Source organism: Agaribacillus sp. DX54, assembly GCF_056858335.1.
Genome location: NZ_JBXEQE010000012.1, coordinates 14,613 through 40,529, shown reverse-complemented (window position 1 = coordinate 40,529; position 25,917 = coordinate 14,613). Strand labels below are relative to the sequence as shown.

Genomic DNA, 25,917 nt, shown 5'->3' with positions numbered 1-25,917 from the left:
TAGTATATTTGGTTTTGAACGACAAATTTGTGATAAATTTTCGCAGAAAATATTGAATAATGATTGAGATATTACTTCGTTGCCTAATTTTGGCATTTCAGGGTTAGATTTTTTAGTATTTAATGATTGAAAAATTTATTTTTGGCTCTTAAAATTTTTATAAATCTTATTAGAGAAATAATAATTATCAAACCTCTTGTAGCAACCGCCAGATTAAAGTTTAATTTCCACTGAATGATTTTAAGCCAAGATTCCTTTGTAACTAAATATACTTATTATCAGATATGACAAAAAAGAAAGTGTTAATAACCGGAGGTGCCGGGTTTTTGGGCTCTCATCTTTGCGACCGTTTCATTAGCGAAGGCTTCCATGTTGTTGCGATGGACAATCTGCTGACCGGCTCCCTGGATAACATCGAGCATTTGATGGGACTTAAAAATTTTGAATATTACCATTATGATGTCACCAAATTTGTTCATGTTCCCGGTGACCTTCATTACATACTTCACTTCGCTTCCCCTGCCAGTCCCATTGACTATCTGAAAATGCCCATTCAAACCTTAAAGGTAGGATCACTCGGAACGCATAACCTTTTGGGCCTGGCTTTATCCAAAAATGCCAGAATTCTGGTGGCCTCCACCTCGGAGGTATATGGCGACCCTTTGGTGCATCCTCAAACAGAAGAATACTGGGGCAATGTCAATCCGGTAGGTCCGAGGGGTGTATACGACGAAGCCAAAAGATTCCTGGAGTCCATTACAATGGCCTACCACACCTTTCATAATGTTGAAACCAGGATTGTCAGGATATTTAATACTTATGGCCCCCGTATGAGATTGGATGACGGCAGGGTACTTCCTGCGTTTATAGGACAAGCTCTGCGAGGAGAGGATTTGACAGTATTCGGGGATGGAAGCCAAACCAGGTCTTTCTGTTATGTGGATGACCTTGTAGAAGGTATTTTCAGGTTACTGATGAGCGACCACAGTGATCCTGTCAACATCGGCAATCCTGATGAGATCACTATTAAAGAATTTGCGGAAGAAATAATCCGGCTCACCGGTACCAGCCAGAAGGTCATCTACAAACCTTTACCCACAGACGACCCAAAGCAAAGAAAACCTGACATTACCAAGGCGAGGGAGATCCTTGATTGGGAGCCTAAGTATTCGAGAGCGGAAGGATTAAAACCCACTTATGAGTTTTTTAAACAAAAAATAAATGGATAACAACCTGTAATGGCAAAAGCAGAAAAAATAATCGTAACCGGTGGAGCTGGTTACATCGGTTCCCATACGGTAGTGGCTTTGGTCGAAAGCGGCTTTGAGCCCGTGATTGTCGATGATTTCAGTAACGCTGACCACAAGGTGCATGAAAGGCTGGAAACCATCACCGGCAAAAACCTGGCACTTTATGAGGGCGACTGCAATGATATGGACTTCATGCAGGAGGTGATTGAAAAGGAGGGAAGTATAACAGGGATCATTCATTTTGCCGCCTTCAAAGCGGTAGGTGAGTCGGTTGAAAAACCCCTGGCATACTACAAAAATAACATAGGATCATTACTTGTGTTGTTGGAGTTGATGCAAAGATATGCTATAGAAAATTTTGTCTTTTCTTCTTCCTGTACAGTATATGGCCAGCCGGATAAGCTGCCGGTCACCGAAGATACCCCAAAAAAGCCAGCGGAGTCGCCCTATGGGAATACCAAGCAGGTCTGTGAAGAAATCATTGAGGATTTTGTAAAAAGTGCCGGCCAGTTCAAGGCCATCTCACTGAGGTATTTCAACCCCATCGGCGCACATCCGTCTTCACTGATTGGTGAATTGCCACTTGGGATTCCCAGCAACCTGGTGCCCTTTGTCACACAAACCGCCGCTGGTTTAAGGGAAAAACTGGTGGTATTCGGAGATGACTACGATACCACGGATGGTACCTGTATCAGGGATTACATTCATGTGGTGGATTTGGCAAAAGCCCATGTCAAGGCCATTAGTTTTATTCAGGAATCACAGAAGGCCAAACTGTACGAAGTTTTTAATCTTGGTACGGGAAAAGGCAATAGCGTGTTGGAAGTCATAAAAACCTTTGAGACAGTAACCGGTGAGCAACTTAACTATGAAATCGGGCCACGGCGTTCCGGCGATGTGGAACAGGTTTACGCCAGCGTGGATAAATCGAATGAAATTTTGGGCTGGCAGGCGGAGCTGGATTTGGCCCAGGCATTAAAAGATGCATGGAATTGGCAAAAAACATTGTAACCATGAGAAACAACTATCAAAAGATATTGATTACAGGAGGTGCGGGCTTTATAGGGTCGCATGTTGTACGATTATTTGTTAATAAGTATCCGGATGGCATGATTTACAATCTGGACTTGTTGACCTATGCCGGTAACCTGGAAAACCTCCGGGACCTTGAAAACAAGCCAAACTATCGTTTTATCAAAGGAGATATCACTGACCAGGCGTTTATCCATGATTTGTTTACCACCGAAAAGTTTGATGCGGTTGTGCACCTGGCGGCCGAGTCGCATGTAGACAGGTCGATCAAAGATCCCCTGGCATTTATCAATACCAATGTTTTAGGGACGGTTAATTTGCTGAACGCTGCTAAGGATCTTTGGCAGCATAACATCGGGGATCATTTGTTTTACCATATTTCGACCGATGAAGTATACGGGTCTTTAGATGAAGGAGGTTTTTTTTTAGAAACTACGGCCTACGATCCGCAATCACCCTATTCGGCTTCTAAGGCCAGCTCCGATCATTTCGTAAGGGCCTACCGCAATACGTATGGGTTGCCCGTCATAGTTTCCAACTGTTCAAACAATTATGGCCCTAACCAGTTTCCCGAGAAGCTGATACCACTTTTTATCAATAACATTAAAAATAACCAGCCTTTGCCGGTTTATGGAAAAGGTGAGAACGTCCGGGACTGGCTTTATGTGATAGATCATGCCAGGGCTATTGACCTGATATTTAACGAGGGTCGGATTGGAGAAACCTACAATATCGGAGGTTTTAATGAATGGAAGAACCTTGACCTCGTTAAACTTCTCTGCAGGGTAATGGATGAAAAACTGGGCAGGGATCCCGGAAGCTCTGAGCAATTAATCACCTATGTTACCGACCGGGCCGGCCACGACCTAAGATATGCCATTGATGCCGCCAAAATGATGAAAGAATTAAACTGGAAGCCCTCGTTGCAGTTTGAAGAAGGATTGAGTAAAACAGTGGACTGGTATCTGGCCAATACAGAATGGCTGGAGCATGTGACTTCCGGAAGCTATCAAAAGTATTATCAGGAACAATACGGAAACTAGTAATGTTTGAAAAACCATTTCACAACCGACCATTAAACACACTCACCATATTGGTAACAGGAGGGGCGGGATTTATCGGTTCCAATATTGTAGAGTATTTGCTGAAATTCAACACCGGCAGGGTAAAGGTGTTGGATAATCTTTCCAATGGCTTTTACAAAAACATTGAACCTTTTATCAGTCATCCTTCTCTGGAGTTTATAGAAGGGGATATCAGAAATTCGGATGACTGCCGGGAAGCCTGTCGTGATTGTGATTTTGTTTTACATCAGGCTGCGCTAGGATCGGTGCCCCGAAGCCTCAAAGATCCTGTTACTACTAATTCGGTGAATATCGACGGTTTTTTAAACATGCTGGTGGCTGCCAGGGACAATAAGGTTAAAAGGTTTGTATATGCGGCCTCCTCCTCTACTTATGGAGACAGCAAGCAGTTACCGAAAGTAGAAGGTACCATAGGAAAACCACTTTCCCCTTATGCCCTCACAAAATACGTGAATGAGCTTTATGCCGAAATTTTCGAGAAAACCTATGGTTTGGAATGTGTCGGCCTGAGGTATTTCAATGTATTTGGCCCCCGTCAGGATCCCAAAGGCGCTTATGCGGCTGTAATACCGTTGTTTATTGATGCGGTTTTAGAAAACCGCCCCCCCAGCATCAATGGTGATGGCGAGCAGACCCGGGATTTTACCTTTGTAGAAAATGTGGTGGAAGCTAATATCAAAGCGGCCTTGTCGCTGGGCTTTAAAAGCGAGGAGAAGGTTTACAACGTAGCTTATGGCGAAAAAACATCGCTAAACCAGTTACTGGAAGTGCTTAAAACGAAAGTGGGTGTAGACTTCGATCCTGTTCATAAGCCAGAGCGGGCAGGGGATGTCAGGGACAGCCTCGCGGATATTAGTAAAGCGAGACAGGATTTTGAATACAATCCGGGCATAGATATCCGGGAAGGCCTCGAAATTACATTGGAATGGTTCAGAAAAAATAAGACATTTATTACCAGGCGGAATTAATATCCATGTCCTGGTTAATCAAATAAACTAATCGTATTTATATCATGAAGGGAATAATTTTAGCCGGAGGATCCGGTACCCGTTTGCACCCGCTCACACTGGTAATAAGTAAACAACTCATGCCGGTTTATGACAAACCTATGATCTATTATCCGCTTTCGGTTTTAATGATGGCTGGTATCCGCGACATATTGATTATATCCACTCCTCAGGACATGCCGTTATTTAATCAATTGTTGAGTGACGGATCGAAGTTAGGCTGTAACTTTCAATATGCGGTGCAACCAAGGCCCGAGGGGCTGGCGCAGGCTTTTGTGATTGGCCAGGAATTTATCGGTAAGGACAAAGTGGCGTTAATCCTTGGCGATAATATATTTTATGGCGATGGTCTCGAGACGCTGCTAAGAAGCAACAGCGACCCGGACGGTGGGGTGGTTTTTGCCTATCACGTTAATGATCCTGAAAGGTATGGGGTGGTCGAATTTGACGCCAGCGGAAATGTGATATCCATAGAAGAAAAACCACAGTTGGCCAAGTCTAATTATGCGGTTCCAGGTTTATATTTTTATGATAACCAGGTAGTCGATATGGCTAAAAACCTTAAACCAAGCCCCCGGGGTGAGTTGGAGATTACTGATGTGAATAAATGCTATCTGGAAGAAGGCCGGTTAAAAGTGGGGGTGTTAAGCCGCGGCACGGCCTGGCTCGATACGGGCACTTTTGCCTCCCTTATGCAGGCAGGCACCTTTGTTCAGGTTATTGAGGAAAGGCAAGGCCAGAAGATCGGATGTATCGAAGAGACAGCATTCAGAATGGGTTATATAGACGAGCAACAACTAAAGAAAATTGCAGAGCCTCTTATCAAAAGTGGTTATGGAAAATACCTGTTGAATTTGCCTAAGTATTTATAAAGGGCATGGTTTATCAGGTTATATGCCGATTCATCCTTCAATTATCACCATTCGTCGTAAATGTCTGTGGTTAGTTTTTACAGTAACCTATATTTAGATTGTCAAAAAAATAAATACCCTGCTAAGTGCAACTTTTCGGATGGTTTGTGCATCTATTATAAAAAAAAGAAAAGTAGTTTCATGATAAGAAGAGAACACATAAGGTTAACTGTAAGCAACATCATTTTCCATCTTGAAAAAAGTGATTATGAAATGCTTTCTTCTTATCTGAAAAAGGCACAACATTATTATCACTCCTTACCCAACGGTCAAAAACAATTTCAGGATTTTGAATTTAACGTCAGCGAGTTTTTGCTGGACATGTTAAAAGACGGGGCACAGTATGTAACTACTGAGCATATTTCGGAAGCAATAGCTTATCACGGCCCATTTCACCGGTCCGGAAAACCTGATGAAAATCAAGGCAGAGAAGGGATTGCCGGGAAAAACAGGGATATTTCCCCGTTTAGGAATTCCCTCTCTTCAGATGAAAATTTTCAAAAGGTAATCCTAACTGTACTTTCTATTTTGGGGTTAAGTTTCTAGTTCGCAACCTTTCTTAGTCCGGAGCCACAGCATGGCTTCAAAACTGACTATGAATGGGTCGAGGGATGGTTTTGTTCCCCTCCTACGACCACTTGTGTAAAGGAGTCTACCTGTAAATATTTTTGGGCAAGCGTTAGAATATCTTCCTGGCCGATATTTTTTACAGAAGTCAGATAATTTTGATAAAACTGGTAATCGAGCCCGTAAAAATGTATTGCTTTGAATTTGTCTGCCAGCGAAAACGGCGTCGTAATGCTCGCCTGAAAGCTGCCAAGCATATAGTTTTTCACTGTTTCCAGCTCTTCGTTAGGCACAGCGACATTTTGCAGGATGTTGATTTCCTTATGAATCTCTTCAATAGTGGCCTGGGTAAAAGACTTTTTCACATCGGTGCCGATGATCATGTAGCCTGCATGTATGAAATTGGCCATGGCAGCATGAATTCCGTAAGTATAACCTTTTTCTTCCCTGATATTTTTCATTAGCCTCGATCCGAAATACCCGCCAAGTATTTCCAGAACTACTGAAAACCTGGCGTAATCGGGATGGTTTTTGGAAAATAATGTTTTACCCAACCTTATTGAAGATTGCAGGCTATCTTTTTTCTTAACAGTTTTTTGTTTTACTTCACTGGAAACCGGGTGCTGTATATCGTTTTTGGTGGCATCGACCATGGAAATATCACCGAAGTTTTCCTCAATGAGCCTGACTTCCTTGTCTTGTACCTGCCCGCTCAAGATTATTTGGAACCCTTTGAGCACATGGGTTTTGTGGAAGGTAAGCAAATCTTCCCGGCCTGCAGCGTGGATTAATTCTTCGGTAAGATATGTTCCATAAGGATGATTTTCACCAAATAAGGCAGCCCTGAAAATCTTTGATGCGAGTACATTGTTTTTTTCATTCCGGACTTTGATGTTTTGTATTTTGATGTTCTTCAGGGTATCTAATTCTTTTTCCGGAAATACCGAATCAAATACCATTTCCCTTAGAAAGGGTATGAGCACCGGGAAGTGTTTAGTCAAAGCATAGACGGTAATCGTTAATTGGTCAACTCCGGGGGTGATTTCGAGAAATGCACCGTATTGATCAAAAAATAATGAAATGGCCTGGCTGTCTTTGCCTGTAGTGCCTTCTTTTAGCATTTGGCCGGTGAAATAAGCCTGGCCGGCCTGTTTTTCATGCCACACGCCTGCGTCAAAGATCAATTCCAGCCGTGCCACCGGTTGGTCTCCTGCATTAATACAATGCAGTACCAATGAATTATTCAACGTCAGGGTGTGTGCCTCCTTGATGTCGAATTCCTGAAAGTGCTTAAAATCAGGCGCTTTAGTTCTATCCGGGGTAATCAAATATCTAATCCTCGGTTACAGATTCGTCATCGGCGGCTTCGAAGTTAAAGGAAAGGCTGAACCTCAATGTCTCCGCCAGTGGATGGTTTCTTGTTTGTGGCACAAGGTAAGCGGCATCCAGGCCAAATTTCTGGTACCTGAAACCCAGTCCCATAGAAAAATATTTTCTGTCACCCTTTTCAGGGTTTTCATAGAAATAGCCCAGTCTTGCAGCAAAAACTTTATTGTACCAATACTCCACACCAAAATTAATAATGACTTCTCTCAGTTCCTCGCTAAATCCGTCCGGTGCATCTCCGAATGAGCCAAAGGTGGCCCCGAGATAAGGCCTGTTAGGATCCTCTCCTTCCCGGATGACAGGTTGTCCATTTACAATTACAGGTCTTCCGTTCTCATCCAGTTCATAGATTGGCGGGGTGGGAACCATTAGTTTATTGAGATCGAGGGCAAATGTGATGGTGTTGTAGGGGTCCAGATTCATCGTTAAAGAACTGCCCAACCTAAGATTAGCAGGCAGGAAATCCCGGTTCCTGGAGCTGTTATAAGTCATTTTGTTTCCTATGTTGGAAATAATCCCGGCGAGGGCGAGTTTAGAATCACTTCCTCCTACCATAAGGTCCTTGGTCCAGTAAACACCGAGGTCTACCGCAACAGCGGTCCCGGGTTTTGTGTCGTTATTGGCGACAGCTATATTTCCTGATAGGTTGGATAAAATAAATTTTGCATTGGCCCCGATACTCAGGTTTTCGCTCAAAGCCTGGGAATAGGTTCCGTTAAACTCAAATTCCCGGGGATTAAACTGTCCGGTGGAGCCTCCCAATTCATCGCGCAAAGGAATATCACCTAAATCAAAGTACCTGAGTGCCAATCCTACTACCTGGGTTTTGGAAATTCTTTTAAAGCCGGTCAAATAAGAAATAGACATATCACTGACTATATTACTCAGCCAGGGTGTATAAGACAGCGTAAAGCCCATTTCCTTGTTAATAAATGCTAATTTGGCTGGATTCCAATGGCTGGAAAAGCCATCGGCACTGGTTGCCGCTCCTACATCACCCATGGCACTGGCCCTAGCGTCAGGTGAAATGAGTAGAAACGGAACTGCGGTGGTAATTACACGCCTCGAGGTGTCCTGCCCTGCTACCACGCCCGTACCTGTTTGTGCATACGATTTATTTAAAAGAAAAAGCACGAAACAGCTTACTGCCAAGAATTTTAACTTTATCATAAAATTTCAATTAACAAACAAATATAATTAATTAATAATTACTAACTTTTGATATTGCTGGTTTTTTGCTCCATCTTCTTTGGATGAGAGGTAAACTTTGTAAATATACATACCATTCTCCAAAATTTTACCGTCAAACCCTCTTCCGTTCCATGCAATATCGTTAATCGTTCGTGGGCTGTTTTCGTAGGTGTAGTCGATTCTTCTGACCAATTCCCCTTTCATGCTGAAGATTTCAATGATCACATAAAGATCATCTCCGGCCCGGTTATGTTCAATATGAAAAGTTGTATTTTGGTCAAATGGGTTAGGATAGTTATACAGGCTGGTGAAAATTATTTCATTGTTTTCTTTTACTTTAAAGCGAATGGATGCCTCTGCCGAATTGTTGAATGTGTCCCAGGCCTTCAATTCAATGACATGTTCACCCGCTTCGATATCATTCAAAGGAAAAGCTACCCACCCACTTTGGTAACTATCTATATCCGTCTCGTAAAAATCGTTCAAATTAAAGGTTTTTTCTCCATCCAGAACAGCGGTGATGTTTTGACCCAGGCCGCCGTTTGAAATATTGATACCACTTTGATCCGTCAAATGCGCCAGTAAAAGTGTGTTGCTATTGGTATATTCGCCGGATACAAAATTGGTATCTTCCATATATAACTTAATTGATGGCGGATTATTGTCTATCGGTACATTTTTACTGCTTCCCCCTATAACCACATCTACATTGGCGCCATTGGCATCTTTTAGTCCCTCTTGGCTGCGGGCATACATACTTATTTTTCCATTATCAGAGACATAAGATATGTTTTTTGGCACAATGAATTCCAACCGGAACTTGCCTTCTTCGATACTGACTTTACCTTTATAGATTATATTTTCCTGACTTTCAAAGCGATAGGTTCTTCCTTCGGACGGAAGTGTTTCCCGGGTAGTCTTTTTGTCAAAAATCGTCGCCTCGAGAACGCCATGGTAGTCGGTGATTAAATTCGTATTTTCATCAATAACTTCCCCTGTGACTGTCACTTTACTCAACGCCGTAAGTGTGTCTATTTTAGTTGCAACCGGGAAGCCGTTAATTTCATTAATATGAATGTTTTTTTCAGGATAGCTGAGCCTCATTGAAGGGTCCCCAAGCAATGAAAAGTTTCTGTTTTTGAAACCCTCCAGGCTATTATTTTTTGTCTCCTGTACAATATCCCCCAATCGAAGATATTGGCCATTGTACCTTTTAAATACAGTATTATAAAATGCGATGTTCAGCGTCAGATTGCTATTCGCAAAAACCGGGCGTGTGGTGGTCAATAAAGCAATGGCCCCTCCCTCCGGATTCAGGATCAATTCTTCAGCGCCTGATTTCCTGACCGGGTCATCATAACGGCCAAATTCACATGTGGCAGTGACAAATAACGGCAGTTGATCATAGTTTTCCAGGTTTTTAACCATGTCCAGATCAATGACGGCTTCTTCGGCCAGTTTTTCCTCGTTGCCATGACCGGTGTAATTTACAATGAGGGTACCCCTGTCAATCGCTTGTTCGATTAATTCCCTGAACTCCGGCGCTACTTCGCCATTGGGCGTGACTTGCTGGGGAAAGGCGTCGAGGTACAGCTTGTTGATGTTAAACTGAGGATAGCTCTCTTCTACCTGCCCGGACAAGGATTCTGCGTCCAGGAAATGACGGAAGGCATCTCCATCACTGTCATCTGCGATAAGATATATTTCATTCCTCCAGTTACCCAGGGTACCGGTATCGGTGGAATAATGTATAATTTTATCGACAATAATTCCGGCCTCTTCCACTGTATTGACCGGCAGCCTGCCGATACCAATATTCAAAAGGTGGTCACCATCATTGTTTTCAATCCATTCCCCCTCATCATCATCCAAAAATCCATAATAGTCATCTGATGAGTAGGTCCGTGTAGGCCACAGGGAATCCCTGGACGCATAGACAGGTACCTTGTTAGTGTTATTATTTTCCCTGTCCTTGTAGTCATAAGAGCAGTCACCAAACAACAAAAGATATTTGAATTTGCCAGCGGTGCTTTTATCATAAAGATGTTTCATGTAGTCTCTTATGGCTGTCACATCCTGTGCCCCGGAAGAAAACTCATTGTAAATCTCTTCAGTGGTTACTACTTTTACACTTAGGCCATCGTGATTCTGCCTGAAATTCGCAAGCCGGTTGGCTTCACTCAAAAAATCGGGGTGTGAAACAATTACCATATCCGTAACTTCATCGCCCCGCAGGTTTTGGTTTTTTACCTTACCTGTAAATAAAGGGGAAAGATAATTCCCGTTGAACGCGATGAATTCTTTCAAATCCACTGTAGCTACCCCAAAACTAGCCTTACCGTTTCCTGAATCAAAGTCAAATAACTGCTCTTTGGGATTCAAAGGGTCGCTTATGTCCCATATTCGTGCCTCACCTGAAAAGTTATTCATTTCAAATGTACTGGCAGGCTGGGCAAGACTGCCGGTGGATCTGAATGGTACCTGGTCCTCAACCAGGGAAAGCCTTCTTTTGACTGTCAAAAACAGGTAATCCAGGTAACCGGTAGATTCAAGATTAGCGCTGGGGTTAAAGCGAAGGTTCACACCGACTTTGCTATCGGAGCTTAAAATAGTCGTGTTGAATTCAAAGCTATCGAGTTGTTCATCACCCCTGAGGCCATAAATATAGCTGGTAACCGCAGAAAAGTTTTGCTTCCCCAGCAGGCTTCCGTCTACTGACACATCAAAGGTAGAATTGTTGTCATAGGAATTAAAACTTAATGTGCTGACTTCCAGAACGGCGGTGGTGTTTTGCACGATACCTTGCATATCAAAAACGAAATCTTTTGCGCTTGCTTTGAAACCTTCGCCGAACCATTTACGGCCTGAAGATATTAAGTTAAACTTATCTTCTTCAAAGGCCACGTAATAGTCGTAATCGCTTATCACAGGGAAACCGGTACCGAGGTTGTCCTGATTAGCAACTCGTTGCCCATTGGTTGAGCCAATGGTAAGAAAGTAATAAGTGGTGTCTGAATAGAGGTTTTTTCGATAAGTAAACTTTTGTCCGGGTCGGTCGTATCCGTAATCATCCGGCCCCTGACCATAAAACAGTATAAAATCGTTATTGTCAAATTTTCCGTCATTTTCGCCGTTCACAAAAATGGCATTTTCTGTTAGATCCTGTAGTCGGGCCTGGCTGTTGGCCTGGGGTAGCATGCCTCCGCCATTTCCAAATATTTTAATCTTTTTCGGGTCAATATTGTTAATATCTACACCGGCCTCTGACAATAAACCGGCATTCATCTGATAAATGCCACTTACGGTAATACCGAATTTGTACCAATTGCCCTCCGATAGTACTGAATTGAATTCGCCGGAGGATCTCCTGGGGGTGTCGATCTGCCCATACGAGGAAGTACCGGCAAGCAGGTAGAGCAGCATGCAGGTAAATACCCTTGCCTGTTTCCCAGGCTTTTCAATAAAATGGTGGTACATATTATATCTAAGACTCTTACCAACGAACGTAAAACCCCTATTTATATTTAAATGTTCCTTATTTAATTAATAATTCAAATTCAAAGTAAGCTTAAATCTTACGTTGCGGAACCGCCGGATTTTATGTTAAAATAGTACCAAAATACTAATTTATCATTAATTCGGGTTTTTGCGGGTATTGGAAATTAAAAAATTGTTAATTATCGAAAGCAGTATGTACAACGTTATTACCAACGGAACGGCTTTTATCTTAAAAACGGAGAGGGAAACCAAAGCCATCAGGATAAAGATATACTTCATCTTGTTGACTTCCCACTGAAACCCTTTGAACTTCAAAGCCATCAGTTTAATCTCAGACACCAGGAGTAATGAAAAGACGACGGTGATCATCACCAACAAGCCTGACAGGGGCAGCACTTCGGTAAGCCAGAAATTTTGCTGGTAAATGATGAAAGGTAATGAGCTGATGAGCAGGGCGTTGGCTGGCGTTGGGAGTCCTATGAAATGTTCACTTTGCCTGGTGTCAATATTAAATTTGGCCAGTCTGAGTGCGGAGAATACAGTGATTATCAAAGCCGTGTAGGGTAGGATGGGGTGGTCTGAAGATGCCTGGATCATATCAAAAACCATAATCGCCGGCAGAAGACCGAACGTTACCATGTCAGCCAATGAGTCCAGTTCCTTGCCAATTTTAGAGTTAACTTTTAAGGCCCTGGCGACAAAACCATCCAGAAAATCGAATAAACCGGCCAGCCAGATGAGATAGGCACCACTTCTCAAATCATTGTTTTTTAAGACCAGGATTATGCCGATACTACCCGAAAGCAGATTGAGGCAGGTAAATAGGTTAGGAATATGTTTTTTTACTGACAAAATAACAAAGGCCGGCGTTAAGCCATGTGGATGGCACAAAACGGATTTGATTTTTTTTCCTCTCCTATCGTCGTGCTGGGGCCGTGGCCACAATAAACGGTGACGTCATTATCCAGCGAAAAAAGCTTTTGGTGGATACTTTGTATTAATGTATTGAAATCCCCGCCTGGCAAATCGGTTCTTCCGATACTTCCCTGAAAGAGTACATCGCCACCTATGCAGAATTTTTGTTCCCGGTTATAAAAAGCGATATGCCCCGGGGAATGTCCCGGCACAAAAAGAATTTCCAGTTGTGTCTGGCCGAATTTGACAGTGTCATTTTCATCGATAAATTCATCAATCTCTGCTTCACTGTAATTGGGGAAGCCATAGTTTGGCGCATAGGTTTTTACAGCCTTCAGCAATGGTGCCTCCTTTTCATGCGACGCCAGCGTGACTTGGTACTTTTCTTTGATAAAATCATTTCCCAATACATGGTCTATATGGCAATGTGTATTTAACAGCTTCACTACTTTCAGGTTATTGGTGCTGACATAGCCGGTAATGGTATCTTTTTCTCCGCGATCATAACAGCCCGGATCAATAATGACGCTTTCTCCGGTTTCATCACTGAGAATGTAAGTGTTTTCCATAAACGGGCCGAAGACAAAGGATTGAATTTTGATCATAACCTTGAGATCGTTATTTTGGAATTTTCAGCAAAGTGAAACAATAATGTTGAAATATACCAATAATTGATGTTTAATATGAATAACTAATATTTTTTATGCCCGATAATTTTTTTTCAGATTGGCTATCGACTTCGTATCCCTTTGTGTCTTGGTGCCTCCGTGGTGATTTTTTTGAACCAAAAAGGCACCAAGACACAAAGGGACACAGAGGGTGTTGGTTGTAATTTGTATGAAGGCTTTAAATGCTCAGGTAAGATGAAAGCGGATTATCTCATTGTAGGACAGGGGTTGGCGGGGACGGTTTTATCCTACCGGTTGCTGAAACAGGAAAAAAAGGTGCTGGTAATAGATCAGCCTCAAATGGAATCTTCTTCTGTTGTGGCCGCGGGGCTTTTTAACCCTATAACAGGCAACAGAATGGTAAAAACCTGGTTGGCCGATGAGCTTTTTTCAGAGCTGGTAGATTTTTACAGGGAATTGGAGACATTTTTGGGGTGCAGGTTTTTCTATCAAAAACCCATCTACAGGCCTTTTGTAAACATGGCAGAACAAAATGAGTGGATGGGGAAAAGTGCCGACCCGGGAATTAAAAAATTTATTAGAAAAATCCACCGGAACAGTGTTTATGGTGATTTTGTTGAAGACGCTTATGGTGGATTGGAACTAAATTATTGTGGTTACGTTGATATTGCTACCTTGCTACGTGAATACCGGACTTATTTGAAACAGCAACAGATCATAAGTGAGGAGACCTTTGAAGGAGAAAAGCTGGTTTTTGATACGCATTTGGTGAGATACAGGCATATTGAGGCCCGGCGAGTAATATTCTGTGAAGGACCATTGTCAAATGTTGACCGTTTTTTTTCGTGGCTTCCTTTTCGCAGGGTTAAGGGGGAGCTGTTAATAATTGAACCTGAGGAACCTGTACCTGTTATTCTCAATAGAGGTTTGTTCATTTTGCCGCTCGAAAATGGTCATTGCAAGGTAGGATCTACTTATGACTGGAAGGATATGACTTGGGAAGTGACTGAAAAAGCAGGTATCGAACTCAGGAAAAAACTGCATGTTTTTTTCAAAAAGTATTATAAAGTTATCGATCAGGTTGCGGGTATCAGACCGGCCACGCTTGATCGCAGACCTCTTATCGGTGCTCATCCTGAGTTTAACAAGTTAATGATATTTAATGGGTTTGGCACCAAAGGGGTATCCCTGATGCCATACTTCTCAGCAAAATTTTGCAATTTTCTTTCAAATGACAAAGAGTTGCCGGAAGAAGTGAATATTAATCGGTATTTTTCGTTATATTAGAATTAAAAACAAATTGTTTTCAGAGTATGAGTTTGCGGGTTTTTACGATTTCAATTTTATTACTTGTTACCACTTTTACAATAAATGAATCATCAGCACAGGAAGCCATAGGCACTTTTGGGAAGAACAGAATACAGTACAAGAACTTTGAATGGCGATACTATAGTTCAGATAACTTTGATGTATATTTCTACGAAGGAGGTAACAATCTCGCCAAAATGGCCGCTTCTTTTCTCGAAAGAGAGTTTGACAGGTTGACAGATGTACTTGGCTATCAGCCTTATTCGAAAACCAAAATATTTCTTTACAATTCAGTCAGCGACTTACAACAAAGCAATGTCGGTGTCAATGAAAACATTTTTACCATAGGGGGGCAAACCAATTTTGTAAAATCCCAGGTGGAAATCGCTTATCCGGGTACCGTTAGTGCTTTTAAGGAAGAACTGCTCTACCGCATTTCCGAAATGTTGATTAATGACATGATGTTTGGGGGCAGTATTACCGACATGTTTCAAAGCGGTTTATTGTTATCACTGCCAGAGTGGTTTTTAGATGGAGCGGCACTGTATGTTGCCAAAGGCTGGAGCGTGGAAATGGATGATCACGTAAGGGATTTATTTGGAACCAGAAAGTTTAAAAAACTGTCCAGGTTCAGTACGAAAGAAGGCGGCCTGGTTGGTCAGTCCATCTGGAACTACATCGCCGAGACCTACGGAAGGAGTAACATTTCCTACATATTGAATTTAACGAGGATCATCAGGGACGAAGAAAAAGGTATCGCCAATACATTAAGTATTCCCTTCAAAAGATTTTTGGCTGACTGGCAGCAATATTATGCCAATATGGCAACAGGTGTTAATGAAAGCTATGTGTCAGCAGGTGATGAAGGTAAGTTGCAAAAGAAAAATCGCAAAGAATTTGACTTTAATGCAGTAAGCTTGAGTCCCGGGGGCAACTACATAGCCTATGCTAAAAATAATGACGGAAAATATAAGGTAGTGGTCAGGGATAACAGTTCAGGCAAAGAAAGAACAGCACTGGTTGGAGGTTACAAGGTGATTAACCAGGAGATTGACTATGAAATACCTATGCTTAGCTGGAAAGATGATCACACCCTTGGGATCATTAATGTGAAAAGGGGCAGAAGCTTCCTTTGGTTGTACGATGTAAACACCAAAAGCAAATTTAAAAAAGAGTTGGGCAGGTTTAATCAAATCAAGGAATTTGATTTTTCTTCCAATGGAAATCTTGTGGTACTGAGTGCCGATATCAAAGGCAGGAGTGATATTTTTATCATCAGCCTGAACCGCAATGGCCTGAAAAGGATAACCAATGATATTTATGATGACATAAGCCCCCGGTTTATTCCTAACTCGAAATCGATTGTTTTCAGTTCCAACAGGGTAAGTGATACCATAGATGTTAAATTTAATGATTACAAGGTTTTGGGAGATAATTATAACCTTTTCATTTATAACCTCGATACGACCCGCAATGTGCTTTTCCGGGCTACCAATACCTTGAGCAGGGATTTTAAGCCAATCCCACAGGACGTTAATACGATTTACTACCTGAGCGACCAGAAAGGCATCTTTAATCTTTACAGGTACACAGTAGATAAAAATTTGTTCACTCAGGTATCTAATTTTAACTATAGTATTAAGGATTATGATATTGATTTTAACCAGGGGACTTTATCATATATTATGATAAACAGGGGCAGGGATTTTGTATACCTGGATAAATCATTCGACTTTAACAAAAGTATTTTTACCCCTCAAACCAGACGCCAGGAGGTGCTGCAGGCCAAATTTATAACCAACAGGTTAAATAAATTTAAATTGAATCAGGAACAACAGGCACAACAGCAGACTAAAGCGGAAGAAGCAGCAGAAGAAATTGACGAAAACTCAATCATCGATGAAGCCCTGATAGATGAAATGGAAGTGGATACGGGTGGTGAAACAGATATCATTGACACTGATAATTATGTTTTTGATAAAGATGTGGTAGAGGAAAAACAAGAGAGCAATGACAACGCAACCTCCTTCCTGTCTAACTATCGTAAGCTGCAAAAAGAAAGTAAGATAGTGGGCCCTTTACCCTACGAAACACGGTTTAGCGCTGACAATCTGATTACCTCCTGGGTAATTGATCCAATGAGAGGCTTTGGTATCCAGTTGGAGGCCAGGATGAACGATATGCTGGAGAATCATCGTTTTTACGGAGGTATTCTGGCGATTACGGATCTCAGAAATAATGATCTTTTTACAGAATATCAGTATTTAAAACATAAAATAGACTTGGGAGCCCGTTATGAGCGAAGGACTATTTCCATGACGGCAGATGAAGATAGTAATATCCGGCAGAGGTACACACTGAATAAGGTGGAGTTAAGTGCTTCTTATCCATTGAGCGTTACTTCCAGGTTGAGCTTCAAGCCATTTTATGCGCTGACAAGGTCATTTGATTTGGATGACCGGACACTGATTCCGGGCACTCAACTGACACCTATCGATACCGATGCCAGCTATGGGGGTGGTACGGTGGAACTGGTCTTTGACAATTCTTCCGTAAAAGGGTTGAATTTGTATGAAGGTACAAGGGGTAAAGTATCATTTACGCACTATCAGAGCCTTAATGAAAGTGTAAGACCGAGTTTCAGCAAGTTAATTTTGGATCTGAGGAACTATCAAAAAATACACAAAGAATTTATATTTGCTACCCGCCTGTTTTATGGCAGATTTTTTGGTACAAATTCACCCAGGTTTTTGCTCGGCGGCATGGACAACTGGCTTTTCAAAAGAACTGACTCGCAGGAAGGGAATGATCCCCTGGCTATCATATCGGAACAAGATAACAGCAACCTGCTGTTTGTGGACTATGTTACCAACCTGAGGGGATTTAATTACAACAAATTTAACGGATCAAACGCCATCCTTTTTAACGCCGAACTAAGATTGCCCATCGTGCAATACCTGAGTAATGGGCCTATCTCTTCTAATTTTTTAAGGAACTTTCAGCTTGTAGGATTCTATGATATCGGGTCTTCATGGAACGGTGACCGTTTATGGCCGGATGAAAACAGTCTGAACAGGGAGTTTATCGGTTCAGAGGAATCGCCATTTGAAGCCTTAATTGACAATTTCAACAGCCCCTGGCTATCCAGTTATGGGTTTGGCGTAAGAACCGTATTTTTAGGTTATTTCATGAAGTTCGATGTCGCCTGGCCTATAGAAGACTATGAGGTGAAATCCACCAAGTTTTACGTGACCCTGGGTTATGATTTTTAATGACGGATTATTTCCTTTATTTTTGAGGCCTATTTGGCAAAGTGGCCCAAAATAATTTGTCGTTTATGGTAAAATCTATGACAGGCTTTGGCCAGTCCAAGCTGGACAACAGCGATGTTAACCTGAGTGTTGAGGTCAAATCCCTTAACTCGAAATTTCTGGATGCATTGATCAAACTGCCGAGGGAATTTTCAGACAAGGAATTGGAGGTTAAAAATATCATCACAGAGCGTCTGATCCGGGGGAAGACAAGCATCGCTATTACTTTTCAAAAAAAAGAGGCTCCCATAGTCAAAATGGCCATTAACCGGGAGCTTTTTAATGAGTATTATGAAAGTCTGCAAGCGGTAGCGAAGGAGGCAAATGCCCCCGAACAGGATATTTTTAAGCTTGCTATTCAAATGCCGGATGTGGTACTGCAGCAGGACGCTGATGAAGATTTGACCAAAGACTGGGAAGTGATTGCAGCACATATTCACCAGGCCATAGACCAATGCGATGATTTCAGGATTAAGGAGGGGGCCGGGTTACAGCAAAAGCTTTTATCCTATATTGATAACATCGGCGAATTTCTACATAAAATCGAAGCACAGGATCCTCAAAGGATTCAGTTGGTTAGAGAAAGGTTAAAGCAAAAAATAGACGAATTGCGTCACGTGGAAAAGGTTGATGAAAACCGCTTTGAACAGGAACTGATCTATTACATTGAAAAACTTGATATCAACGAAGAGAAAGTCCGGCTAAGAAGTCATCTGGATTACTTTGTCGAAGTGCTCGACCACCCCGAATCACGAGGGAAAAAATTAGGTTTTATTTCGCAGGAAATCGGCCGTGAGATTAATACCATCGGCTCCAAGGCCAATGATGCCACCATACAAAGGTTTGTGGTGGGCATGAAAGAGGAGTTGGAAAAAATTAAAGAACAATTATTAAACATCCTTTAACACTTGTTATGTCAAAGAAATATCATATTTACGGTTTGGGTAATGCGTTGGTAGATATAGTCACAGAGGTTGACGATGATTTTTTTACCAGGTATAGTATAGAAAAAGGTGTGATGACCCTGGTAAACGAAACGAGGCAACATGAATTAATCGAAGCGATCCACCTTCCCGATAGTGATCGCCAATGTGGTGGGTCGGCTGCCAATACAATCATTAGTGCAAGCCAGTTTGGAAGCCGTTGTTTTTACAGTTGCAAAATAGCCAATGATGAGATGGGGCACTTTTATCTCAGGGACCTGGTGGCGAATCATGTCGATACCAATTTAAATGGTGCCGGCCTGGCCGACGGCATTACCGGCAGATGTCTGGTGATGACCACACCTGATGCCCAGCGGACCATGAATACATTTCTGGGTATAACGTCAGACTTTTCACCGAAAGAGCTGCATGAAGAGGCTATCAGGGATTCTCATTATGTTTACATAGAAGGTTACCTTGTTGCATCCGAAATGGGTAGGGAAGCCATGAAAGCCGCTAAAAGTATGGCAGAGAAGCATGGCGTGAAAACAGCCCTCACCTTCTCCGATCCCAGTATGATACAATATTTTAAGAAAGAGATGCGTGAGGTAGTTGGCAAAGGCGTGGATATGCTGTTTTGCAATGAAGAAGAAGCATGCCTTTTCACAGGAACAGACAACATATTGGAAGCCAGGGAACGGCTTAAATATTTTGCGAAAAAATTTGCTATCACCCTCGGAGCCAATGGCGCTTCTATTTTTGATGGAGATACTTTTGTAGATATTGAACCCTATCGTGTAAATGCGGTGGATACCAATGGTGCCGGTGATATGTTTGCCGGGGCCTTCCTGTACGGTATTACCCACGGGCATACTTATGCCGAGGCTGGCAAAATTGCCAGTCTTGCCTCCTCAAGGGTCGTAGCTAAATTCGGGCCGAGATTAAAAGCCAACCAGGTACGGGAAATAGTTGATACGTTATTTAAGGTGGAATAGTGGGTGGAAATTAAAATAAAAATGGGGGTGTTGGTTATGGTAGCCTGATGGCGCGGTCTGGGTAGTCGGTGATGATTCCGTCTACGCCCCATTCTATCATTAATTTCATTTCTACAGGATCGTTGATCGTCCAGGGGATTACCTTGATGTTCTTTTTGTGCAGCTTTTCTATTACATTGGCATCGAGCAGTTTGTAGTAGGGGCTGTAGATGGCTGGCTCAAAGCCAAGTTTTTTTAACTGTGCCTTATAATTCAACTTGTTTTCGACGAGAAAAGCCAGCGTTACCTTGGGGTCCTTTTCATGTAAATACTGCAGCACGCGAATGTCAAACGATTGAATAATCACCCTTTCTAATGGTAAAAGCTGCTTCACCTCGTTATAGACGATGTCGGTAAATTTTTTTGGTGAAGGATGATAAATATTATCCCCTCCGGGAGTGCTTTTGATTTCGATGTTGTAATTGACCGGATCCAGGTTATTCTCCCTGATATGCTTCTCCACAATTTCAACCATTTCGCTTAACAACGGCTTGTGGGCAGTAACCTTCTCTTGCTCCGGAAACCGGTCGTTACCCTTTATGCCACAGTCATACTTTCTAATGGTTTCATAGGCCATTTGATAAATATTGTGGGATTTTTCGTCGGCATTTTCTATCGCACGGGCATTTTGATCCAGGCAAATTGCCCCTGACATGTAGGCCTCGTGTGAAATGACGACCTTTTCATCTTTTGAGATCACCACATCCAACTCCAGCGTAGAGACCCCCAGATCCACGGCTTTGATAAAAGCGTTGATCGTATTCTCAGGCAGTAATCCCCTGGCCCCTCTGTGGCCCTGAATATCGATTTTTTGGGAAAAGGTTTGGTGAGGCACTATAAAAACGATAAATAAGATGAACAATAGTTTTTTATTCCAATTCATGACGTGGTTGTTACGATACGGGGTAATTTCTTTTCAAAGTATAATGTTAGTGAATAGTTGGTGAATAAATTCCCTAAATTTGTGTTAAATCCGATGTTAATCTTTTGAGATTTGGATTTGACCCATAAAGTAAGCTTAATTTTTGAAAAAAGTAGTAATGACCCTGTTAATTATTTAGTATATGGCCATGTCATTTGACAACATAAGAACCGGCAAAAAATATTATTTAAAGAATTTTGGCGAGGAGTCCACCTTCGAAGTTCACGAAGTGATGGGAGATGGAGATTTCAAAGTAAAAGACATACACACGTTGGAAATGTTTTTTTTGAGCGAACTGGTAAAGTACGGGAAAGGAAAAGACTACCTCTTTGAGGAGGTTGAGGGCTGATTTAATTTTTTTCAGCTATATTTTTGTAAAAATCAATTTCTATCCTAGATTTGCATTCCAAATTTACGGGGAGCATCCCGGGATCTTAGCTCAGTTGGTTCAGAGCACCTGCCTTACAAGCAGGGGGTCGCTGGTTCGAATCCAGCAGGTCCCACGTTGATTATCAGGGAGTTGCAAAATTTTATTTTGCAACTCCCTTTTTTATTATGCACACTTTACGCACACTTTTTTTAAAATTGTTAAAAAAGTTTAAGAAAGGGCGCTTAGCTCAGCTGGTTCAGAGCACTTGGTTTACACCCAAGGGGTCGGGGGTTCGAATCCCTCAGCGCCCACTTAAAAGTAATGACCTGAAACCAAAAATAAAATCACTCAACTTCTCAGTAGAAGTTTTGAGTATTTTTTCATAATTTACTTCTGGTTAGTTAAGTAATGAACCTCGTTATAAATAATACCATTCCTAAGTGTACCGGATTTCAGTATTTAGGCCTTTTTTAACCCTTTCTTTTAATCTGTCAAAGTAGGAATAACTCATAAAAGAAAATGAAGTTGTACGAACTGCCTCAATCTCTGATTGTACTCCCTAAGGACAATCAAATTCCGCCATTTGGCTTGACGATCGATTTTGCCGAGGGTGCATTTGCAGATCATTACTTTGCCCCGAATAATGTCAATGATCTCTGGGCACTGTTGGGAGGGGCTTTTTCACTTTTGCCGAAGGTCTTTTTTGAGATCGAACGGAAAGATTCCCACCTAAGGTTCCAGGGGTTTGGCAACGAACATGGGTTTTGCTTATTTCAGGACACGTACAAGCATGAGATTCTAATTTTCGGCCAGCCGTCGATAAACGAGGACAACCCTGACCTCTTGCAGATCTGGGATGATAGATGGGGACTCACCTATTTTTTGCCCAGGACAGCGCTGGTCGATTTCGAAAAAATGGTCATGCTTGGCAATCAAGTACTTGAAACAGGAAAGCTACCAGAGCACATTGCTTTCTCGCAGAAGTTCACTGATCTCGGTTTGCCCGAGGGATATTGCTAATAACAACCAGCATAGTTCCTGGAATTTCCTGATACTTAACGTGTATCAACCGAAGCATTTTTAGAACTACTGTTCTGAGTAACACTTTGACCATTGGAAGTTAGCATAAATGAAATGGGTAAATAAATAAAAAGAGGAGAAGTCACCGCTCACTTCATCAAAGCGATGCTTTGAATAGGTCCCGGGACTTGCACTCGTATGCCTCTCCAAGATCTTTCTTTTATAACCAAATTGATAGTTGTAGCATCATCAGAATATGATGAAGTTAGCAGCGAAAAGATAAAAAAAATAACGGGACTTAATAGCGAAAATGCCGATAATATGAACGATGAATGCATAGGGGTTTATCTGTAAGGAACTGATAGTGGGGATTGGAAAGTCCGCCACGATTGTGTAATTTTATCACGGTAGCTATCGGGATTGTGCATGAGGAAAGGACAGTGCTACTGCCTGCCGGTTCTACTTCCTAAGCATAGTAGTAGTTCGTTTTGTGCCATAAGAATCGGATAAACCATAACTATGAGAAATTTTAAAGTTGAATTTGACAATCTGATTAAAGAAATTATTGCTCCGGCGTTCAAGGCAATTGGATTTAAAAAGAAGAACAATAACTTTTATAAATCAACCAATGATTTGATTCAAATATTCAATGTTCGAAAAAGTCAATGGAATTCGAAAGAAGATATATCCTTTACTTTCAATATTGGATTTTTTAATCCTGATATTTTCAAGAAAACTAGAGATAGACCGATTTCTGATGTTCCAAAAGAGTATGATTGTTTTATAAGTTTACGTCCATGATTTATTACTAATAATAAAGATAAATGGTATGAATTGAATGAGAAAGTTAACTACAACAAATTAATAGCTGAGATAAATTCGGCTCTTCAAAATTCAACTATTAGCTTGTTTAACAACTATCAAACTTTGAATTCTATAAAAGATTTAGTTCGTGAATATCCTGATTTACAAAAAAAAATGGGAATAACTGCGAGATTTGTATTTATGATGAAAACAAATTCAGAAAAAGAAGCTGTAAATTTTCTTAATTCAGAATATAAGAATGCACTGATTCCTAAATCGAGGGTGTCTGTGATTAACTATCCGGATGGTAAAAGAGTTGAGACTCAATCAGAGCCTAAGATAAATCAAGCATATGTAGACAGTTTGATTAAGATCTCAAAAAAGTATAACATTGAACTTAAATAAAATACGGCACACAATAACTAAGCATTCATGTTCGGCCTATCAGCCATACAAATGCTTAGTTGTCGGGCGATCTCCCCAGTCGCTCGGCTGTGCCGAGTGACAACCATGGTTAAGGCCTCGGGCCTGGATGAAATCGGACAAGGGGACTATAGGCCATTAAACAGGCAAAATGGACAAAAAAGAACTCTGGATAAAAGTGAATAAAATTCTATGGGAGGAATGGGATCCAATTGGAGTAAATGATTACGGAGGACCTGACGATGAATATCGAGGATATGTTCCTTCCATAATTAAACTCTTAGAAGACAATGCAGACGAATCGAGAATTGCTAAACTCCTTCATCAACACGCTAATGTCAACATTGGACTATCAACAGGTCTAACTGACCACCTGGAAATTGCTAAAAAATTGAAAAAATTAACTGAATAAAATATGAGCTGGGATATTGTTTTATTTAACTCAAAGGAGACTATTAAATCAATTGAAGAATTGGACGTAGACAAACTCGAACCAATTAACTTCACAGGAGTCCTTGAAAGTTCATTTACTGAAATTGTTAAAGAAGAAAATCATCGACAGATAAAAGGAAAAGATTTCTCGATTGACTTCTTTACTGACGATGAACCGGTAAGTAACAAGATGCTGAGCTTGTATGGGGAAAACGGATTGTTCGAATTGATTGAACTTGCAAAACAACAAGGTTGGCAAATTTTCGATACTGGATTAGGAAGTATGATTGATTTGGAAAACCCAGAGAATAACGGATATGAAAACCACAAAAACTATGTGGAACAAATAATGAAAAAATAAAAAACACAATGTATGTTTGTCCTCATCTCAATGACCTTTTTCCTGACCTGATCTCCTATCAAAGGTTCGTAGCCACAATACCATTTCTATTGCTAAACCAGTTTTGCCTTTGGCTAATGAAAATGGAACTAAAAGATAACAAACAACTGGAACCAGAGTTAATTCACTTTTTGGGGTTTAGGCTGTAATAGAAATTAGGGCTTATGCTACGCAAACGTTTAAAATGACTAAAATATTCATTCGCCGAGGAATAAATTGTGAACTCACAAAAGACCTGATCGTGTCCAAATCGCCAAATCAGGTCAGGAAATGGAGAAACCTGCGTGTCAAGGCCATACGGAATTTAGGCAATCTTATAGGGGACAAGGATTATAAAAACCTTACCTGTGATGATACATTTAAATTACGGGACTAGTGGTGTTACGGATAAAAGAAGAAGGTAAAAAAGCATCCGGTGCCAACAAAGACCTTATTCACGTGAAAACCATTATTGAAACAGTCAATTAAAGTGAACGGCTAAACTTTGATACGGGCCGGCTGTTTAACAAGATCATAGATTAAGCAGGGCCGTGAAGAAAGCCGGGAGGCCTTTGACGACACCTTATCTTAAAGAAATACTACTGAATGAAGAAAATCTTGCTGGTCTTACTGACCATGAACGGAATCGGGCGTGACGCCCATTTCCGTTGGGAAATAAATGAATAGCAACCAAACGATGGTGAAATCTTGCTGCAATTTCATCAGAATCATAGGTGCCGTTTTCAATCCAGTAATGGATATCCTCTAGTAGTTTCCGCAATTCAACCGAAATCGTAGTCCAGTCTACCCCTATATTCTTCCCGGATTGGCGATATTTACCAGCCCAATTCCACACTTTGCCAAACATCTGAATGTGTAGCTTTAGTACAAAAGTTTCTGTCAGAACATCACTTTTACGCCTTCTTTGCAGCCAGTCCATTGCGTCATTAATATTTTCTTGTTCCCACCGGTCAAGCTCACCACGGGTGGTGATATGGCTAAGCTTAAGCCCTTCCATTTCATCAGAATCAAGGGGTGTTGCTCCTTCTGGATACTCAAAAAGGCAGCTTATTTTAATTTTCAGAAGCTGATGTTGAAAGTGAAAATGACACGGCTGGAAGGAGCTATCTTTAAGTTCTTTGAAAAACTGTCCAAAACCAACCTGTTGATTCTGGACGATTTTGGCCTCAATTATCTGGAAAAACAACAACAGGTAGACTTGATGGAAATCATTGAAGATCGGCATGGTAAAGTATCCACTATTATCGTCAGTCAATTGCCTGTAGCAAGCGGGTATGATATCATTGGAGAAGAAACCATCCCTGATCCCTGATGCGATACTGGACCGATTGGTGCACTCCTCACCCAGAATTGAAATAAAAGGTGAAAGTCTGAGAAAAAAACTGTAACATTGTCAGTCATCTGAGTTCTCTGAAAAACTGAACCTTTTGAGGGAGCAGTATCTCCGGTACAGGGGTCAGCATCTCCGGAATATCCACCAAAGTACTAAGGGTTAGAAT

The 25,917-nt window shown here is 41.4% G+C and carries 26 protein-coding genes and 2 tRNA genes; 21 read left to right on the top strand and 7 right to left on the bottom strand.

Annotation, left to right across the window (positions count from 1 at the left end; genetic code table 11):
- Positions 1-284: 284 nt before the first annotated feature.
- From AC04NP_RS14310 to AC04NP_RS14285, 6 genes are all read left to right on the top strand, one after another.
- The gene (locus AC04NP_RS14310; RefSeq protein WP_482860450.1) at positions 285-1,229 is read left to right on the top strand and encodes a UDP-glucuronic acid decarboxylase family protein; all 945 of its coding nucleotides are present in this window, start codon (positions 285-287) and stop codon (positions 1,227-1,229) included.
- Positions 1,230-1,238: 9 nt separating this feature from the next.
- Positions 1,239-2,261 carry a UDP-glucose 4-epimerase GalE gene (gene galE / locus AC04NP_RS14305; protein WP_482860449.1) on the top strand — a complete coding sequence of 341 codons (1,023 nt, stop codon included), beginning with the start codon at positions 1,239-1,241 and terminating at the stop codon, positions 2,259-2,261.
- A 2-nt stretch (positions 2,262-2,263) separates the two neighbouring features.
- Positions 2,264-3,325, top strand: coding sequence for a dTDP-glucose 4,6-dehydratase (gene rfbB, locus AC04NP_RS14300; protein WP_482860448.1), 1,062 nt, complete (start codon positions 2,264-2,266; stop codon positions 3,323-3,325).
- 2 nt (positions 3,326-3,327) lie between these two features.
- Positions 3,328-4,335, top strand: coding sequence for an SDR family oxidoreductase (locus AC04NP_RS14295; RefSeq protein WP_482860447.1), 1,008 nt, complete (start codon positions 3,328-3,330; stop codon positions 4,333-4,335).
- 44 nt (positions 4,336-4,379) lie between these two features.
- Positions 4,380-5,246, top strand: coding sequence for a glucose-1-phosphate thymidylyltransferase RfbA (gene rfbA, locus AC04NP_RS14290; protein ID WP_482860446.1), 867 nt, complete (start codon positions 4,380-4,382; stop codon positions 5,244-5,246).
- Between the two features lie 180 nt (positions 5,247-5,426).
- Positions 5,427-5,831, top strand: a complete 405-nt coding sequence (locus AC04NP_RS14285; RefSeq protein ID WP_482860445.1) for a hypothetical protein — start codon at positions 5,427-5,429, stop codon at positions 5,829-5,831.
- Between the two features lie 47 nt (positions 5,832-5,878).
- Here AC04NP_RS14285 and AC04NP_RS14280 read toward each other — a convergent pair whose 3' ends face one another.
- The 5 genes from AC04NP_RS14280 to AC04NP_RS14260 form a co-directional block, all read right to left on the bottom strand.
- Complete coding sequence (locus AC04NP_RS14280) at positions 5,879-7,180, bottom strand: M16 family metallopeptidase (protein WP_482860444.1); 1,302 nt, start codon at positions 7,178-7,180, stop codon at positions 5,879-5,881.
- A gap of 4 nt (positions 7,181-7,184) precedes the next feature.
- Positions 7,185-8,408, bottom strand: coding sequence for a type IX secretion system outer membrane channel protein PorV (gene porV, locus AC04NP_RS14275; RefSeq protein ID WP_482860443.1), 1,224 nt, complete (start codon positions 8,406-8,408; stop codon positions 7,185-7,187).
- 27 nt (positions 8,409-8,435) lie between these two features.
- The gene (porU, locus tag AC04NP_RS14270) at positions 8,436-11,906 is read right to left on the bottom strand and encodes a type IX secretion system sortase PorU (protein ID WP_482860442.1); all 3,471 of its coding nucleotides are present in this window, start codon (positions 11,904-11,906) and stop codon (positions 8,436-8,438) included.
- A 156-nt stretch (positions 11,907-12,062) separates the two neighbouring features.
- Entirely contained in the window at positions 12,063-12,779 is a 717-nt protein-coding gene (gene pssA / locus AC04NP_RS14265; protein WP_482860441.1) for a CDP-diacylglycerol--serine O-phosphatidyltransferase, read from the bottom strand.
- A gap of 17 nt (positions 12,780-12,796) precedes the next feature.
- The gene (locus AC04NP_RS14260; RefSeq protein ID WP_482860440.1) at positions 12,797-13,447 is read right to left on the bottom strand and encodes an MBL fold metallo-hydrolase; all 651 of its coding nucleotides are present in this window, start codon (positions 13,445-13,447) and stop codon (positions 12,797-12,799) included.
- 258 nt (positions 13,448-13,705) lie between these two features.
- On the opposite strand from AC04NP_RS14260, the gene AC04NP_RS14255 reads away from it, so the two are divergent.
- From AC04NP_RS14255 to AC04NP_RS14240, 4 genes are all read left to right on the top strand, one after another.
- A complete protein-coding gene (locus AC04NP_RS14255) occupies positions 13,706-14,758 on the top strand; it encodes an NAD(P)/FAD-dependent oxidoreductase (RefSeq protein WP_482860439.1) in 1,053 nt (350 codons plus the stop codon).
- 26 nt (positions 14,759-14,784) lie between these two features.
- Positions 14,785-18,051: a translocation protein TolB gene (locus AC04NP_RS14250; protein WP_482860438.1), complete on the top strand. Its 3,267-nt coding sequence runs from the start codon at positions 14,785-14,787 to the stop codon at positions 18,049-18,051.
- Between the two features lie 65 nt (positions 18,052-18,116).
- Positions 18,117-18,995, top strand: a complete 879-nt coding sequence (locus AC04NP_RS14245; protein ID WP_482860437.1) for a YicC/YloC family endoribonuclease — start codon at positions 18,117-18,119, stop codon at positions 18,993-18,995.
- Positions 18,996-19,003: 8 nt separating this feature from the next.
- Positions 19,004-20,008: an adenosine kinase gene (locus tag AC04NP_RS14240; protein WP_482860436.1), complete on the top strand. Its 1,005-nt coding sequence runs from the start codon at positions 19,004-19,006 to the stop codon at positions 20,006-20,008.
- A 34-nt stretch (positions 20,009-20,042) separates the two neighbouring features.
- Here the strand turns inward: AC04NP_RS14240 and AC04NP_RS14235 are convergent, their stop codons facing one another.
- Positions 20,043-20,930 (bottom strand): glycerophosphodiester phosphodiesterase family protein, encoded by an 888-nt coding sequence (locus tag AC04NP_RS14235; protein ID WP_482860435.1) that lies wholly within the window; start codon positions 20,928-20,930, stop codon positions 20,043-20,045.
- Positions 20,931-21,111: 181 nt separating this feature from the next.
- Here AC04NP_RS14235 and AC04NP_RS14230 point away from each other — a divergent pair, with 181 nt between their 5' ends.
- The 9 genes from AC04NP_RS14230 (at position 21,112) to AC04NP_RS14190 (ending at position 24,794) form a co-directional block, all read left to right on the top strand.
- A complete protein-coding gene (locus AC04NP_RS14230; protein WP_482860434.1) occupies positions 21,112-21,318 on the top strand; it encodes a hypothetical protein in 207 nt (68 codons plus the stop codon).
- Between the two features lie 79 nt (positions 21,319-21,397).
- Positions 21,398-21,472, top strand: a tRNA-Val gene (locus AC04NP_RS14225).
- A 103-nt stretch (positions 21,473-21,575) separates the two neighbouring features.
- Positions 21,576-21,650 (top strand) — tRNA-Val (locus AC04NP_RS14220).
- A 208-nt stretch (positions 21,651-21,858) separates the two neighbouring features.
- Positions 21,859-22,359, top strand: a complete 501-nt coding sequence (locus AC04NP_RS14215) for a hypothetical protein (protein ID WP_482860433.1) — start codon at positions 21,859-21,861, stop codon at positions 22,357-22,359.
- 519 nt (positions 22,360-22,878) lie between these two features.
- On the top strand, positions 22,879-23,160 hold the full coding sequence (locus AC04NP_RS14210) for a DUF4304 domain-containing protein (protein ID WP_482860432.1): 282 nt from the start codon (positions 22,879-22,881) through the stop codon (positions 23,158-23,160).
- A gap of 33 nt (positions 23,161-23,193) precedes the next feature.
- Positions 23,194-23,568 carry a hypothetical protein gene (locus tag AC04NP_RS14205; protein WP_482860431.1) on the top strand — a complete coding sequence of 125 codons (375 nt, stop codon included), beginning with the start codon at positions 23,194-23,196 and terminating at the stop codon, positions 23,566-23,568.
- A gap of 169 nt (positions 23,569-23,737) precedes the next feature.
- A complete protein-coding gene (locus AC04NP_RS14200) occupies positions 23,738-23,998 on the top strand; it encodes a hypothetical protein (RefSeq protein WP_482860430.1) in 261 nt (86 codons plus the stop codon).
- A 3-nt stretch (positions 23,999-24,001) separates the two neighbouring features.
- Complete coding sequence (locus AC04NP_RS14195) at positions 24,002-24,379, top strand: hypothetical protein (RefSeq protein WP_482860429.1); 378 nt, start codon at positions 24,002-24,004, stop codon at positions 24,377-24,379.
- A 223-nt stretch (positions 24,380-24,602) separates the two neighbouring features.
- Positions 24,603-24,794, top strand: coding sequence for a hypothetical protein (locus AC04NP_RS14190; protein WP_482860428.1), 192 nt, complete (start codon positions 24,603-24,605; stop codon positions 24,792-24,794).
- A gap of 186 nt (positions 24,795-24,980) precedes the next feature.
- Here AC04NP_RS14190 and AC04NP_RS14185 read toward each other — a convergent pair whose 3' ends face one another.
- Positions 24,981-25,604: a mobile mystery protein B gene (locus AC04NP_RS14185; protein WP_482860427.1), complete on the bottom strand. Its 624-nt coding sequence runs from the start codon at positions 25,602-25,604 to the stop codon at positions 24,981-24,983.
- Between AC04NP_RS14185 and AC04NP_RS14180 the strand changes: the two genes are divergently transcribed.
- Both AC04NP_RS14180 and AC04NP_RS14175 read left to right on the top strand, forming a co-directional pair.
- Positions 25,488-25,730, top strand: a complete 243-nt coding sequence (locus tag AC04NP_RS14180) for an ATP-binding protein (RefSeq protein WP_482860426.1) — start codon at positions 25,488-25,490, stop codon at positions 25,728-25,730. The two genes, AC04NP_RS14185 and AC04NP_RS14180, sit on opposite strands and share 117 nt — an antisense overlap.
- The gene (locus AC04NP_RS14175; RefSeq protein WP_482860425.1) at positions 25,693-25,806 is read left to right on the top strand and encodes an ATP-binding protein; all 114 of its coding nucleotides are present in this window, start codon (positions 25,693-25,695) and stop codon (positions 25,804-25,806) included. The genes AC04NP_RS14180 and AC04NP_RS14175 overlap by 38 nt, the downstream gene beginning before the upstream one ends.
- Positions 25,807-25,917: the final 111 nt, after the last annotated feature.